The following is a 14,879-nucleotide window of genomic DNA, read 5'->3' as shown; positions in this document are numbered from 1 at the left end:
ATCATCATCGGCTTCGGCCACCCGGTCTACACCGTGTCCGACCCGCGCAACGAGATCATCAAGGAGATCTCGCGCAAGCTCTGCACCGAGGGCGGCAACCCGACGCTGTTCGAGGTGTCCGAGCGCATCGAGAAGCTGATGGGGGACCTCAAGAAGATGTTCCCCAACCTCGACTGGTACTCGGCCAGCGCCTACCACATGATGGGCGTGCCGACGGCCATGTTCACGCCGCTGTTCGTCATCGCGCGCACCTCCGGCTGGAGTGCGCACGTGATCGAGCAGCGCCAGGACGGCAAGATCATCCGTCCGAGCGCGAACTACACCGGCCCCGAAGACCAGGTCTACGTGCCGATCGAGAAGCGCTGAGGCCTGTCCCCGGAACCCTCTCCCCGCCGGGGAGAGGGTGGGTGAGGGGCGCGCTCGCGGAAAAGGCGCGGTCCTCGGCTTCCTGGGGAACGCCATCCGTTCGCACCGCACCGCTGCACTGTCCACGGCCTGTCTACCGGGCGCTGGCTACGATGGCCCGCCATTCCCGAGAGAGTCCTGCATGCGACATCCAGCAAAGCGTCCGTCGTGGTCCGCGCTCGGCGCAGGCCTTTTCCTGGTCCCCCTCGCGCTCGCCAGTTCCGCCGCCACGGCACAGGACGCGACCCCGGTCGTCGATCGGGCGAGCGTGCGGCTGGGTGGCTATTACGCCAACGTGGACACGGATGTCTCCCTCGCCGATCCCAGCGAGACCCTCAGCGGCACCATCAACCTCGAGCGTGACCTTGGCTTCAACCAGGACAAGACCGTCCCACGGGCGCGTGCCGATTTCGTGTTCGGCGAGCACCAGGGCCTGTCCCTGGACTATTACCGCATCGGTCGTTCCAGCCATCAGGTGCTGGCGCGCGACATCAGCTATGACGGCGTGACCTACAGCGCCAATGCGGACGTCCGTGCCAGGCTCGACTTCAACTTCGGCAGCGTCGCCTGGCGTTGGTGGTTCGGGCAGGGCAACGATGCCTACGGTGTCGGCCTGGGTGCAGGCTGGTACCGGGTGAAGACTGCGCTGGTGGGCGATGGCGCCTACGACCCGGGCGCAGGCGGCGAGCAGCCGGTGTCGATCACCACCAGCAGCAACGACAGTGCGTGGGCGCCCCTGCTGCAACTGGGCTGGCGGCACCTCTTCAACGACCATTGGCGCATGTACCTGGATGCCTCCGGCGTGCGCAAGAACGGTGGGCGCATCAGTGGGCACATCTACAACGCCGCGCTCGGCATGGAGTGGCTGCCGCTGGAAAACCTCGGCTTCGGGCTCGAATACGGCTACAGCCAGATCAAGCTGCACTGGAACCGCAGCACCTACGACGGCGACCTGGACATGACTCTCAACGGGCCATCCGCCTTTGTGAAGCTGCGCTGGTGATACCGGGGCCGGGGATGGTCCCGCCCTGTCAGCCGGGCCTGGTCCTGCGCCGCTGGGCCAGCCAACCGCCTCCGCAGACCAGCGCAATCAGCAGCAGGTCCAGCGCGTAGCCCTGCCAAGGGTACGCAGCGAACCAGCCCCGCAGCAGGTGGTCGTGGGCGATCATGCGGCCGGCGGTCCAGGCGATCGCACCGGCACCGAGGTAGACGATCACCGGGAAGCGCTCGATCAGCTTCAGGATCAGCGTGGAACCCCACACCACCAGCGGCACGCTGATCAGCAAGCCCAGCACGACCAGGCCAAGGTGGCCCTTCGAGGCGCCGGCGATCGCCAGCACGTTGTCCAGCCCCATCAGCGCGTCGGCCACCACGATCGTGCGCAGCGCCGACCAGAAGCTGTCGGCCGCGCTGACCTCATGGCCGCTCTCTTCGCCCGGCTTGAGCAGCTTCCAGGCAATCGGCAGCAGGAGCAGGCCGCCGGCGAGCATCAGGCCCGGCAGCTTGAGCAGGTAGACCACGATCGCGGTCAGTGCCACGCGTACCGCCACTGCGCCGAACGTGCCCCAGAACACGGCTTTTTTCTGCAGCGACCTGGGCAGGTTGCGTGCAGCCAGCGCAATGACGATCGCGTTGTCGCCGGCGAGTACCAGGTCGAGCAGGACGATGGCCAGGAGGCCGGAGACGAAGTCGGTACCGCTGATGTCCATGCAGAACTCCCGCGCGTGACTCGTGACGATGGCAACGGACACGCGCAAACGCCCGTCGCCACCGCAAAAGTCTCGTTCGCGAGATCCGCCGGGGTGACCGGGACGCGAAGGCGTCCGTGATGACGATCACCGCACGGCGCCACGCAAGCGTGGCGCCGGAACTACTCCCCTTTGGGTGTCCGGTGATTGTCGGGGCCTGCACCGGGGCGGTCAAGCACGAGCATGCTCCCGCGGCGGTCATGGGCAGCCTTCCGGTCCGGCGGATACAATGGCGGTTTTTCCTCCCGCGAGAAGCCCTCCATGAGTGCCCACGACATCCGCTCCGCCGTTCGCCCCGATCCCGACCAGCCGATGGTCGACATCGCCAACTACGTGGCCGACTACCGGATCGAGTCGAAAGAGGCCTACGACACGGCCCGCTACATGCTGCTCGATTCGCTCGGCACCGCGATGCTGGCAATGAAGTTTCCCGAATGCGTCAAGCACCTGGGGCCGCTCGTGCCGGGCGCCACGCTGCCGGGCGGCACCCGTGTGCCGGGCACCAGCCACGAGCTCGATCCGGTGCAGGGCGCCTTTGCGATCGGTACGCAGATCCGCTGGCTGGACTTCAACGACACCTGGCTGGCCGCCGAGTGGGGCCATCCGTCGGACAACCTGGGGGCGATCCTGTCGGTCGCCGATTACCTGAGCCGCAAGGCCGAGCGCGAGGGCGGCCAGCCCTTCACGGTGCGCGACGTGCTCACCTACGCGATCAAGGCGCACGAGATCCAGGGCTGCTACGCGCTGAAGAACAGCTTCAACCGGGTTGGCCAGGACCACGTGATCCTGGTGCGCCTGGCCTCCACCGCGGTGTCCACCGCGATGCTCGGCGGCAGCAAGGAACAGATCACCACCGCCGTCTCGCACAGCTGGATCGACAACGGCGCGCTGCGCACCTACCGCCATGCGCCCAACACCGGTCCCCGCAAGAGCTGGGCCGCAGGCGACGCCTGCCGCCGCGCCGTCACCCACGCGATCAACGCGGTCTACCGCGGCGTGGTCGGCTATCCCTCCGCGCTGAGTGCCAAGACTTGGGGCTTTTACGATGTCGCCTTCAAGGGCAACGCGTTCGAGTTCGAGCGGCCGTTCGGCAGCTATGTCATGGAGAACGTGCTGTTCAAGATCAGCTTCCCGGCCGAGTTCCACGCCCAGACGGCGGTGGAGTGCGCCATGCAGCTGCACCCGCAGGTGGCGGGCAAGCTCGAGCAGATCGAAAAGATCGTGATCGAGACGCAGGAGGCGGGCGTGCGCATCATCGACAAGACCGGCCCGCTGGCCAACTACGCCGACCGCGACCACTGCATCCAGTACATGGTGGCCGTGCCGCTGATCTTTGGCCGTCTCACCGCGGAGGACTACAACGACGACGTCGCCGCCGACGCGCGCATCGATGCGCTGCGGACGAAGATGGAAGTGCGCGAGAACCCGCAGTTCACCAAGGACTATTTCGATCCGGACAAGCGCTACATCGGCAACTCGGTGCAGGTGTTCTTCAAGGACGGCTCGTCCACCGAGAAGGTGTCGATCGACTACCCGATCGGCCACCGCAAGCGTCGCGCCGAGGGGATCCCGGTACTGCTCAGGAAGTTCGAGGCGGCGCTGCGCGGGCACCTGCCGGCACACCGCGTCAAGGCGATTCTCGAGGCGACTGCCGACCCCGCTGCACTGGACGCGATGCCGATCCAGCATTTCCTCGGGCTTTTCACGCTTTAACCACAATTAGCCGCGGAACGGCTATTGCGCGGCAATGAATCCAGGCTAACGCCTGCAATGTGCTCTACGGAAAACCCGGCCCAGCGGCCGGGTTTTCTCGTATTCACGTCGCTTCCACGCGATTAGGGCGGCAATGGATATAGGGCTTTGCTGAACAAGGCCTCACCGGGGACCTGCGCCGTTGTGAGAACGGCTTAACGGTTTTGCTACACTCGTGCCGCTTGCCCGCAGGGACAAAAAAGCGAGGGGGCGGCTCAAGCTTCCGGAAGTCAAAGTGAGTTTGACGCGCGGTCCGTGCGAGGTGAAACGGCTGCGAAAACCAATAAACGAAGGAGACACCTGATGAAACGTAAGGGCTTGTATTTCCTTATTGCCTTGGCCCTGGGCGGCGTAGGCGCCGTTCACGCGCAGGACAATACCGCTGACGCCCCCGCCGATACCGCCCCGATGACCACCACGGGCGATTATGACGGTCGTTGGTACATTGCCCCCACCGTGGGCGGCTATTACAACGATACCGATCGCAACACCAATAGCCGCCAGTTCTACTACGGCCTGGGCTTTGGTCGTTTCATCTCTCCGGGTGCCTCGATCGACCTCTTCATCGATCGCACCAAGCGCGATCGCGATGCCGCCGTCGGCGGCGGCAGCTGGGCGAATACCAACTACGGCGTTGCCGCCCGTTTCTACGGTGGCGACTGGAAAACCTGGCGCCCGTATCTGCTCGCCGGCCTGATGGGGAGCTACCACCAGAACCGCGTCGACAATGGCTGGTCGCCGGCTGCCGAACTGGGCGTGGGCGTATCCAAGTCGGTTACCGACAGCTCGGACATCCGCATCGAGACCGGCTATCGCTACGACTGGGACGACAAGAGCCAGCCGACCCAGAGCGATTACGGTGACTGGTTCCTCGGCTTCAGCGTGGTCTCTCGCTTCGGCGAGCCGGCCGCTGCGCCGCAGCCCGCCGCCGCGCCGCCGCCCCCGCCGGTCAACGACTGCTCCACCCAGGACAGCGACAATGACGGCGTGAACGACTGCGAAGACAAGTGCCCGGCCACCGCCGCCGGCACCATCGTCGGTCCGGATGGCTGCCCGCAGAAGGTCGTGATCGACCTGCGCGGCGTCAACTTCAAGTTCGACCGTCCGTCGAAGGGCGAGACGGACATCAGCAAGGCGCTGGCCGAGCCGACCTCCGACTCGCTGGCGGTCCTCGACCAGGCCGTCGACACCCTGCAGCGCTACCCGCAGGTGCACGTGACCGTCGCCGGCTACACCGACTCGGTCGGTACCGACGCCTACAACCAGGCGCTGTCCGAGCGTCGTGCGAAGATCGTCTACGACTATCTGACCGCGCACGGCATCGACGCCAGCCGTCTGGACGGCCCGATCGGCCACGGCGAGAACGATCCGATCGACACCAACGACACCAACGAAGGCCGCGCGCGCAACCGCCGCACGGAGCTGCAGGTCCAGCAGTAACCGCAGCTGCAAGCAACAGGAAAAGCCCGGCGCATGCCGGGCTTTTTTTTGCGCGCATGTCGTCCGGGAGGCTTCCACCCCGGCGCCTGTGGTGATCCGGCCACCCCGGGTGGGCGGATGGAGCGACCCGCTTGCCCGGCCTCGGCCGCCGCCGATACGCTTCCGCGATGCCTGCCCCACGTCGCCCCACGCCTACGTCCTCCCGCCGCCATGGACTGGCGCGTGTGTTGTCCAAACGGGGCGTCTGTTCGCGCAGCCAGGCCGAGCAGTGGGTGCGGGCCGGGCGGGTGGCGGTGGACGGCCGCGTGGTGCGTGACCCCGAACACCCGACTGCGCCGGGGCAGGGGGGCATTACTGTCGATGGCCGACCGATCGGCGAGGCCGCACGGGTCTACGTGATGGTCAACAAGCCACGCGGCCTCGTCGTCAGCGCGGCGGACGAGCGCGGCCGCGCCACCATCTACGACACGCTGGCCGCGGCGCGATTGCCGTGGCTGGGGCCGGTCGGACGGCTGGACAAGGCCAGCGAGGGTTTGCTGCTGCTGAGCAACGACACGGTGTGGGCCGCCGGCATCACCGACCCGGCCACGCATCAGGAAAAGACCTACCACGTGCAGATCGATTGCGTCCCGGATCCGGTGATGCTGATCCGGCTCGGCGAAGGCGTGGTCGACCAGGGGGAGCACCTCGCCGCGCGAAAGGTCGCCTTGCTGCGCGCCGGCGAGAAGAACGCCTGGCTCGAAATCGTGCTGGACGAGGGACGCAACCGGCACATCCGGCGGCTGCTCGCGGCGCACGGCATCGGCGTGCTCCGGCTGGTGCGTGTGGCCATCGGCGGGCTCGTGCTGGGCGATCTGCCCAAGGGGCAGTGGCGTCACCTCACGGCGGACGAGGTCCACGCGCTCCGCGTGCCGTGAGCCGGGGGCCATCGATCCCGGAAGCTTTCCCTGCCGGGAAGGGATCGGTGGGGGGATCGCGGTGCACCGACCGGTGGCGCTCCAGGCGGGTGCCTGGAGCGACGCCCGGGACGGCCCGGCGCCCTTCCCGCAGGGGAGAAGGCGCCGAAGCCTCAGATCACCGCCAGCTGCTTGCCGATCTTGGTGAACGCCGCGATCGCCCGGTCGAGGTGCTCGCGCGTGTGTGCCGCGCTCATCTGCGTGCGGATGCGCGCCTGGCCCTGCGGCACAACCGGGTAGAAAAAGCCGGTGACGTAGATGCCTTCCTCGAGCAGCGCCGCAGCCATCGCCTGCGCCTTGGGGGCGTCGTAGATCATCACCGGCACGATCGGGTGGACGCCCGGCTTGATGTCGAAGCCGGCGGCGGTCATGCGCTCGCGGAAGTAGGCGGTGTTCTCCTGCACCCGGGTGCGCAGCTCGCCGGCGGACACCAGCATGTCGAACACCTTGATCGCCGCGGCGACGACGTGTGGCGGCAGCGAGTTGGAGAACAGGTACGGGCGCGACCGCTGGCGCAGCAGCTCGATCACTTCCTTCGGCCCGGTGGTGAAGCCGCCGAGGGCGCCACCCAGGGCCTTGCCCAGCGTACCGGTGAAGATGTCGATCCCGTCCATCACGCCGTGCACCTCGGCCGAGCCCCGGCCGGTGGCGCCCAGAAAGCCGGTCGCGTGGCACTCGTCGATGTGCACCATCGCGCCGTACTTGCGGGCCAGCGCGGTGATCTGGTCCAGCGGTGCAATGAAGCCGTCCATCGAGAACGAGCCGTCGGTGGTGATCAGCTTGGTGCGCGCACCGGCGGCATCGGCAGCCTGCAGCTGCTTCTCCAGGTCGGCCATGTCGCAGTTGGCGTAGCGGAAGCGCTTGGCCTTGCAAAGACGGATGCCGTCGATGATCGAGGCGTGGTTGAGCGCGTCCGAGATGATCGCGTCCTCCTCGCCCAGCAGGGGCTCGTACAGGCCGCCGTTGGCGTCGAAGCAGGCGGCGTAAAGGATGGTGTCCTCGGTGCCGAAGAATCCGGCAATCTTCGCCTCCAGTTGCTTGTGCAGGTCCTGCGTGCCGCAGATGAAGCGAACCGAGGCCATGCCGAAGCCGTGCGTGTCCAGCGCCTCCTTCGCGGCGGCGATCACCTCCGGATGGTCGGCCAGGCCAAGGTAGTTGTTGGCGCAGAAGTTGAGCACCTTGCGGCCGTTGGCCAGCGTGATTTCCGCGGACTGCGGCGAGACGATGATGCGCTCGCCCTTGAACAGGCCCTGGTCGCGGATCGAGTCCAGTTCGGCGGCGTAGCGGTCGCGGGCGGTGTAGGTCACGGTGGGTCTCCAGTCTCGAGGGCGGCGGCAGGGCGCTTGTCGCGATCCTGCCGTGGCGTCATCCGCGCAGGGCGGAGTGACGTCGGCGAAAGGGGCGGTTCGTGGCGCGTGTGATGGTCCTGGCTCAGGTCCAGGAGCAGACCACCTTGCCGCACTGGCCCGCATCCATCAGGTCGAAACCCTTCTGGAAATCGTCGATGGCGATCTGGTGCGTCAGCACCTTCTGCAACGGGAAGCCGGTCAGCACCATCTGCGTCATCTTGTACCAGGTCTCGTACATGCGCCGACCATAGATGCCCTGCAGCGTGAGGCCCTTGAAGATCACCTTGTCCCAGTCGATCCCGGCCCCCTTGGGCTGGATGCCGAGCAGGGCGATCTTGCCGCCGTGGTACATCACATCGAGCATGTCGTTGAAGGCGCGTGGGTTGCCGCTCATCTCCAGGCCCACGTCGAAGCCTTCCATGTGCAGGTCCTTGACCACCTCGCGCAGCGACTGGTTGGCCACGTTGACCACGCGCGTCGCGCCCATGTCGGCGGCAAGCTTCAGGCGGTAATCGTTGACGTCGGTGACCACCACGTTGCGCGCCCCGACATGCTTGGCGATGCCCGCGGCGATGATGCCGATCGGGCCGGCGCCGGTGATCAGAACGTCCTCGCCGATCAGGTCGAATTCGAGTGCGCAGTGCGCAGCGTTGCCGTACGGATCGAAAAAGGCGGCGAGCTCGGAGGGGACCTGGTCGGGGATCGGCCACAGGTTGGATGCCGGAACGGCCACGTATTCGGCGAAGGCACCGTTGCGGTTGACCCCGATGCCGACGGTATTCGGGCAGAGGTGCTGCCGCCCGGCGCGGCAGTTGCGGCAGTGGCCGCAGACGATGTGGCCCTCGGCCGAAACGCGGTCGCCGACCTTGTAGCCGGTCACCGCACTGCCGAGCTCGGCAATTCGTCCGACGAACTCGTGACCGATGGTCAGGCCCTGAGGAATGGTGCGCTGGGACCACTCGTCCCACTTGTAGATGTGCAGGTCGGTGCCGCAGATGGCGGTCTTCTCGACCTTGATCAGCACTTCATTGGGGCCGATCTGCGGGACCGGCACCTCTTCCATCCAGATGCCCTGCTCGGGCTTGCGCTTGACCAGGGCTTTCATCGTCTGCGGCATGGGACCACCATCGTCGGGCCCGCGAACGCGGGCGGGGAAAGCTGACGATTATAGGGCCATGCCGCGGGTGCGGCCGTGCACTCAGCCGAGGGCGTGCAGGGTGATCGAGAAGGCGAGGCTGATGAGGACGCAGACGGTCAGCCAGAACCCGAAGTTGTTCTTGTCCCAGATCGGCTTGCGGGTCACCGGCGACTCTCCGCGAGCCGGGTGGCGGGAAGTGGGCTGGGCGATCGGGTGGGGGCGGGGTGCGGACGTGGCTGTCCCTGGCCGCAGCATGACAACTGCCCCCTGCATACCGTCCTGGTCGTGTTCCGCATCGATTCGGTGCGCCATCGCGTGAATTCTATGTGGCTGCCGTATTGCGATGGTGCGCCCTGGCGGGGCCGGGGGCAAGTCGCGACACATGGCTGTCACGCAATTATCACCCATGGCGTGACCGGTTTCACCTTGCGGCGCCCCCGTCGACGACGCAAGCGCGCCGGGGGCGGTCGTGCGATGCATTTTGGACGGCTCGCTCACGGCGGACTCCGCACGGGTTGATCGGTCGGGCAGCCTCCTTTTCGCTGCCATGCCAGCGTAGCCAGCCCGTGCCACCGGACGATGACCGTCGCGCAACCCCGTGTAACGAAGGGTAACGGCCGCGCAGCTCCGGTAACGGAAGTGGTGCGCGGGCCGGTCACCGCCTGGGCGCGTGGCGTGGGCCACTACAATGGCCGCATGGAAGATGCCCGCCCCCTCGCCGTATTCCTGATGGGTCCTACTGCCTCGGGGAAGACCGCACTGGCCTGTGCGTTGCGCGCGCGCTTCGCACTGGAGCTGGTTAGCGTGGATTCGGCACTGGTCTATCGCGGGCTGGACATCGGCGCGGCCAAGCCCGATGCGGCCACGCTGGCGCAGCACCCGCACGCCCTGCTGGATCTGCGCGATCCGTCCGAGCCGTACTCGGCCGCCGAATTCCGCATCGACGCGCTGGCCGCCATGGCGCGCATCCATGCGCAGGGCCGGGTGCCGTTGCTGGTCGGCGGGACCGGCCTGTATTTCCGCTCGTTGCAGCGGGGGCTGTCGGCGCTGCCCGACGCGGCGCCCGCGATCCGCTCCCGGCTGGCCGGGGAGGCGGCGACGCTCGGCTGGCCCGCGCTGCACGCGCGGCTGGCGGCGCTCGACCCCGCGGCCGCCGCCCGCATCGGCCCGAACGACGCCCAGCGCCTGCAGCGCGCGCTGGAGGTGATCGAGCTGACGGGCCGGCCGCTCTCGGAGCAACAGACCGGCGGCATCGGCGAACGCTTCCCCTGGCGAGTGCTCAAGCTTGCGCTGCTGCCGGCCGACCGCGGCCGGCTGCACGCACGCATCGCGCGGCGTTTCGACGCCATGCTGGCGGCCGGCTTCCTGGACGAAGTCCGCGCCCTGCGCGCGCGCGGCGACCTGGAGCCGGACCTGCCGGCGATGCGCGCCGTCGGCTACCGCCAGGCCTGGGAACACCTGGAGGGGGCGACGGACGCGGGGACTTTCCGCGACAAGGGCATCTTCGCCACCCGCCAGCTGGCCAAGCGGCAAATCACCTGGCTGCGCTCTGAACTGGACGCGCATGTGTTCGATCCGGACCGCGTCGACCTGATCGACCGGGCGTGCGACGCCCTGGAGTCGTTTCTGCCGGGTCCGCTTGCGCAGCGCGCGACGCAGGTCGTGGTTCCCCAGCTTCCGCCCGCCATTTAAAAGCGGTTAATATCGGTCCGACTTGGGCCGGTCGCCGTCCGCGCGTCTTTTCTCCGGCCCGCGAAGGTTCGCGAGGGGGTACAACAACATGTCCAAAGGGCAGTCATTGCAGGATCCGTTTCTCAACGCACTTCGCCGTGAGCGCGTTCCGGTGGCCATCTACCTGGTCAACGGCATCAAGCTGCAGGGCACGATCGAGTCTTTCGACCAGTTCGTGGTGCTGCTGCGCAACCAGGTAAGCCAGATGGTCTACAAGCACGCCATCTCCACCGTCGTCCCCAGCCGCAACGTGCGCATGGGCAACGGCCACGAGGGCCATGCCGAGGCCCACGTCGCGTCCGCCGAAGGCGAGGACTGACCCCCGGGGAAGGTACCGGCGCCGCCGGCAGGTTGCCTGGCCTGCCGGCGGCGGCTGCCCACGATCCATTGCGGTCGGCCGGGCGATGATCGGCATACAATGCCGCTTCCGATCCCTCGCCGCTGGCCCGCCGGTGGCGTCATTGCATTCCCACAGGCCACGCCAACCCAGTGTTCGATAGACAGAAGAAGGGCGAACGCGCCGTGCTGGTCCTGCCGCACTCCCGCGGCGAGAGCGACACGGATCGTCGTGCGGAGGAGTTCGCGGAGCTGGTGCGTTCGGCCGGTGCCGAGGTGCTTGCCAGCGTATCCGCGCGCGTGGAGGACCCCAACCCCCGCTACTACATCGGCACCGGCAAGGCCGGCGAGGTGGCCGAGGCCGTGCGTGCCACCGAGGCCGACGTGGTGCTGGTCGATCACCTGCTCACGCCGGTGCAGGAGCGCAACCTGGAGAAGCTGCTGGCCGTGCGCGTGGTCGACCGTGCGGGGCTGATCCTGGACATCTTCGCTCAGCGCGCCCGCTCCCACGAGGGCAAGCTGGAAGTGGAACTGGCGCAGCTCAAGCACCTGGCCACCCGCCTGGTGCGTGGCTGGACCCATCTGGAGCGCCAGCGCGGCGGCGCCATCGGCCTGCGGGGTCCGGGCGAGACGCAGCTGGAGACCGACCGCCGGCTGCTGGGCGAGCGCGTGAAGATGCTGACCCGGCGCCTGGAGAAGGTGCAGGTGCAGCGCACCCAGCAGCGCCGCGCGCGCCTGCGCAACACGGTGCCGCGGGTGGCGCTGGTCGGCTACACCAATGCCGGCAAGTCCACGCTGTTCAATGTCCTCACCGAAGGCGAGGTGTTTGCCGCCAACCTGCTGTTCGCCACGCTCGACCCGACCGTACGCAAGATCGAGGACCTCTCCTGCGGCCCGGCGGTGCTGGCCGATACGGTGGGCTTCATCCGCGAGCTGCCGCACGATCTGGTCGCCGCCTTCCGCGCCACCCTGGCCGAGGCGCGCGACGCCGACCTGCTGCTGCACGTCAGCGACGCCGCCGACGAAGAGCGCGAACGGCTGCATCGCGTGGTCGATGGCGTGCTGGAGGAGATCGGCGCCGGCGACGTGCCGCAGCTGCACGTGATGAACAAGATCGACATGCTGCGGCAAGGCGAGGGCGAACCGCGGGCCGGCACCGAGCCGCGCATCGTGCGCGACGCGGAAGGGCGGCCGACCCAGGTCTGGCTGTCCGCCCGGACCGGCGAGGGGTTGGACCTGTTGCGGCAGGCGCTGGGCGAATTGCTTGGTGGCGAACGCGTGCAGACCGAGCTGCAGTTGCCGCTCTCCGCCGGCCGGCTGCATGCGCGCCTGCGCGCCGCCGGGGCGATTGCCGGAGAGTCGGTGGACGAGCACGGCTGGCACCTGCAGATCGATGCGCCGCGTAGCGTGATCGCCCCGCTGGGCGGTGGGCATCCGCAGGACGCGGCGCTGTTGCGCGGTTTGCTCGGTTCCCCCGATTCGCCGTAAGCGCTTGCTGCTACCTGGCGCTTGTCTGTGGGCAGGGTCCGGCGCGCGTTCCCGGGGACGCCCGGAAGGCCACGCCCAATTCACCTCTGCTAGACTAACCGGCGTTTGTGCGGCGTTTTGCCCGCCCGCACCGAGATCGATCGCGGCGTGCCGCGGTTTACCCACCCCCGACCTCGACGCTGCGTTCCATGACACCGACCCCGCAACGCATCCACCGGCCCGTCCCGCCGGCCTGCCCCTTGTCCCAAGGAGACTGACATGGCCTGGAACGAGCCTGGCAACAGCCAGCGCGATCCCTGGAAGAGCAAGCGCCCCGGCGGGAGCGGCAATGGCCTGGACGATGCCCTGAGGCGCCTGCGCGCACGCCTGGGCAAGCACGGCGGCCCCGGCGGCATCGTCACCATCGTGCTGGCGCTGGTGCTGGCCTGGTTGCTGCTGAGCAGCTACACCATCGTCGACGCCCGCCAGGCTGGCGTGGTGCTGCGCTTCGGCCAGTACAGCCGCACGCTGCCGCCGGGCTTCCATTTCAAGCTGCCGCAGCCGGTCGAGACCGTCACCAAGGTCGAGACCACCCGCGTGCGCTCGCTGCAGGACAGCGTGCGCATGCTGACCCGCGACGAAAACATCATCACCGTCGATTTCACCGTGCAGTACCAGGTGTCCGACGCCCGCGCCTACCTGTTCGCGGTGGACGACGTGGAAGACACCATCGCCGCCGCCTCCGAGGCGGCGGTCCGTTCGGTGATCGGCCGCAGCGACATGGACACGATCCTCTCCGGCGAGGGTGCCGCGCTGGTCGACCAGGCCGGCCAGGCCCTGCAAGTGACCCTCGACAACTACCACTGCGGCCTGCAGGTAACCGCGGTGAGCTTCCAGAACGTCGCGCCGCCGGCCGAGGTCAAGGACGCCTTCGACGACGTCAACAAGGCGCGCGAAGACAAGCAGAGCATCGAGAACAACGCGTTGGCGTACGCCAACAAGGTCGTGCCGGTGGCGCGCGGCGATGCCGCACGCATCGCCGCCGAGGCGGCCGGTTACAAGGCCGAGCGCATCGCCCGCGCGAAGGGCGACGCGGCACGCTTCAGCCTGCTGCTGAAGGAGTACAAGGCGGCGCCGGAAGTGACCCGCAAGCGCCTGTGGCTGGAGACGATGGAACAGGTGATGGCCGGCAACCGCAAGGTGATCGACGGCTCCGGCGGACGCACCATCATCAACCTGCCGCCGGCCGTCCCTGCAAGTCCGGCGGCCGCGGCCACCGTGACCTCCGATGACGCCGACAAGGGGAATCAGCCATGAAGGCCGTCTGGACCGTGATCGTCGTGCTGCTGGTGCTGCTGGGCCTCAACAGCGCCTTCGTGGTGCGCGAGGGGCAGAGTGCGCTGCTGCTGCAGTTCGGGCGCATCGTGCAGACCGACTACCCGCCCGGGCTGCACTTCAAGGCGCCGCTGATCCAGCAGGTGATGCGCTTCGACAGCCGCATCCAGGGCCTGGACGCGCCGCCGGAGCGCTACTTCACCTCCGAGAAGAAGAGCGTCAACGTCGACTTCTACGTGAAATGGCGCATCGCCGACAACGCGGCGTACTACCGCGCCACCAGCGGCGACGCCAACCAGGCGGCCCAGCGGCTGAGTCCGGTGGTGAAGGACGCGCTGCGCTTCGAGTTCAACTCGCGCACGCTGCAGGACCTGATCGCCGGCGGACGCAAGGACATCACCGAACGCGTGCGCAAGCAGACGGACGCGATCGCCCGCAAGAACCTGGGCATCGCGGTGATCGACGTGCGCATCAAGCGCATCGACCTGCCCGAGGAGGTCAGCGAGTCGGTCTACAAGCGCATGCGTGCCGAACGCCTGCAACTGGCCAATGAACTGCGTTATACCGGGCAGGAGCAGGCCGAGAAGATCCGCGCCGACGCCGACCGACAGGGCCAGGTGTTGCGCGCCGACGCCGATCGCGACGCCGCCACCGTGCGTGGCGAGGGCGACGCCGAGGCCGCCGCCGTCTACGCACGCGCCTACGGCCAGGACCCGGAGTTCTTCGCGTTCTATCGAAGCCTCTCGGCGTACAAGAAGGGTTTCGCCGATGGGCACGGCACGCTGGTGCTCAAGCCGGACTCCGAGTTGCTGCGCTATTTCGAGGACAGCGCCGCCAAGCGCTGAAGCCGATGCCGCACGAGCTCACCGTCGCGCTGTGCCTGGTATTGGTGCTCGAGGGCCTGATGCTGTTCGCCGCCCCGCGCCACTGGCAGTCGATGGTGCGCCAGGCGCTGGAGCTCCAGCCCCGCACGCTGCGCGTGTTCGGCGCGGTGGCGGTGGTCGCCGGGCTTGCGGTGCTGCAGTTGGTGCGCTGAAGCTTTTGCTGTTTTCCACACACTCACGGCTCCCCAGGGGAGCACCCAACGAGCGAGAACTTTCATGGGCAAGTCAGTCGTCATCCTTGGAGCCCAGTGGGGCGACGAAGGCAAGGGCAAGATCGTCGACCTGCTGACCGAGCGGGTCAGCGCCGTGGCGCGCTTCCAGGGCGGCCACAACGCCGG

Annotated in this window: 15 protein-coding genes; 12 read left to right on the top strand and 3 right to left on the bottom strand. The window is 67.8% G+C overall.

The window, feature by feature from the left end; translation table 11 throughout:
* Both VFH59_RS14995 and VFH59_RS14990 read left to right on the top strand, forming a co-directional pair.
* Positions 1-366: citrate/2-methylcitrate synthase (locus tag VFH59_RS14995; protein WP_325165714.1), on the top strand; the 366-nt coding region annotated here is incomplete at its 5' end.
* A gap of 181 nt (positions 367-547) precedes the next feature.
* On the top strand, positions 548-1,408 hold the full coding sequence (locus VFH59_RS14990; RefSeq protein ID WP_325165713.1) for a hypothetical protein: 861 nt from the start codon (positions 548-550) through the stop codon (positions 1,406-1,408).
* 28 nt (positions 1,409-1,436) lie between these two features.
* Here VFH59_RS14990 and VFH59_RS14985 read toward each other — a convergent pair whose 3' ends face one another.
* Complete coding sequence (locus tag VFH59_RS14985; protein WP_325165712.1) at positions 1,437-2,114, bottom strand: TerC family protein; 678 nt, start codon at positions 2,112-2,114, stop codon at positions 1,437-1,439.
* A 300-nt stretch (positions 2,115-2,414) separates the two neighbouring features.
* Here VFH59_RS14985 and VFH59_RS14980 point away from each other — a divergent pair, with 300 nt between their 5' ends.
* The 3 genes from VFH59_RS14980 (at position 2,415) to VFH59_RS14970 (ending at position 6,262) form a co-directional block, all read left to right on the top strand.
* Positions 2,415-3,866 carry a bifunctional 2-methylcitrate dehydratase/aconitate hydratase gene (locus tag VFH59_RS14980; protein WP_325165711.1) on the top strand — a complete coding sequence of 484 codons (1,452 nt, stop codon included), beginning with the start codon at positions 2,415-2,417 and terminating at the stop codon, positions 3,864-3,866.
* A gap of 342 nt (positions 3,867-4,208) precedes the next feature.
* Positions 4,209-5,345, top strand: a complete 1,137-nt coding sequence (locus tag VFH59_RS14975; protein WP_325165710.1) for an OmpA family protein — start codon at positions 4,209-4,211, stop codon at positions 5,343-5,345.
* Between the two features lie 167 nt (positions 5,346-5,512).
* Positions 5,513-6,262, top strand: coding sequence for a pseudouridine synthase (locus VFH59_RS14970; RefSeq protein WP_325165709.1), 750 nt, complete (start codon positions 5,513-5,515; stop codon positions 6,260-6,262).
* A 152-nt stretch (positions 6,263-6,414) separates the two neighbouring features.
* On the opposite strand, the gene kbl is transcribed toward VFH59_RS14970, so the two are convergent.
* Entirely contained in the window at positions 6,415-7,608 is a 1,194-nt protein-coding gene (kbl, locus tag VFH59_RS14965) for a glycine C-acetyltransferase (protein WP_325165708.1), read from the bottom strand.
* 124 nt (positions 7,609-7,732) lie between these two features.
* Complete coding sequence (gene tdh, locus VFH59_RS14960; RefSeq protein WP_325165707.1) at positions 7,733-8,767, bottom strand: L-threonine 3-dehydrogenase; 1,035 nt, start codon at positions 8,765-8,767, stop codon at positions 7,733-7,735.
* Positions 8,768-9,484: 717 nt separating this feature from the next.
* Between tdh and miaA the strand changes: the two genes are divergently transcribed.
* The 7 genes from miaA to VFH59_RS14925 all read left to right on the top strand — a co-directional run.
* The gene (gene miaA / locus VFH59_RS14955; RefSeq protein WP_325165706.1) at positions 9,485-10,480 is read left to right on the top strand and encodes a tRNA (adenosine(37)-N6)-dimethylallyltransferase MiaA; all 996 of its coding nucleotides are present in this window, start codon (positions 9,485-9,487) and stop codon (positions 10,478-10,480) included.
* Between the two features lie 88 nt (positions 10,481-10,568).
* A complete protein-coding gene (gene hfq / locus VFH59_RS14950; protein WP_325165705.1) occupies positions 10,569-10,838 on the top strand; it encodes an RNA chaperone Hfq in 270 nt (89 codons plus the stop codon).
* A 170-nt stretch (positions 10,839-11,008) separates the two neighbouring features.
* Positions 11,009-12,343, top strand: coding sequence for a ribosome rescue GTPase HflX (hflX, locus tag VFH59_RS14945; RefSeq protein ID WP_325165704.1), 1,335 nt, complete (start codon positions 11,009-11,011; stop codon positions 12,341-12,343).
* Between the two features lie 258 nt (positions 12,344-12,601).
* Complete coding sequence (hflK, locus tag VFH59_RS14940) at positions 12,602-13,639, top strand: FtsH protease activity modulator HflK (RefSeq protein WP_325165703.1); 1,038 nt, start codon at positions 12,602-12,604, stop codon at positions 13,637-13,639.
* Positions 13,636-14,502: a protease modulator HflC gene (hflC, locus tag VFH59_RS14935; RefSeq protein WP_325165702.1), complete on the top strand. Its 867-nt coding sequence runs from the start codon at positions 13,636-13,638 to the stop codon at positions 14,500-14,502. Before hflK ends, hflC begins: the two co-directional genes overlap by 4 nt.
* 5 nt (positions 14,503-14,507) lie before the next feature.
* Positions 14,508-14,693: a DUF2065 domain-containing protein gene (locus tag VFH59_RS14930; protein ID WP_325165701.1), complete on the top strand. Its 186-nt coding sequence runs from the start codon at positions 14,508-14,510 to the stop codon at positions 14,691-14,693.
* 64 nt (positions 14,694-14,757) lie between these two features.
* Positions 14,758-14,879, top strand: a 122-nt coding sequence (locus VFH59_RS14925) for an adenylosuccinate synthetase (RefSeq protein ID WP_325165715.1), incomplete at its 3' end; no start/stop codon positions are given.

This window comes from Frateuria sp., from assembly GCF_035695185.1.
GTDB lineage: Bacteria > Pseudomonadota > Gammaproteobacteria > Xanthomonadales > Rhodanobacteraceae > Frateuria_A.
The sequence above is the reverse complement of the archived record's forward strand: the minus strand, read 5'-3'. Positions and strand labels throughout refer to the sequence as shown.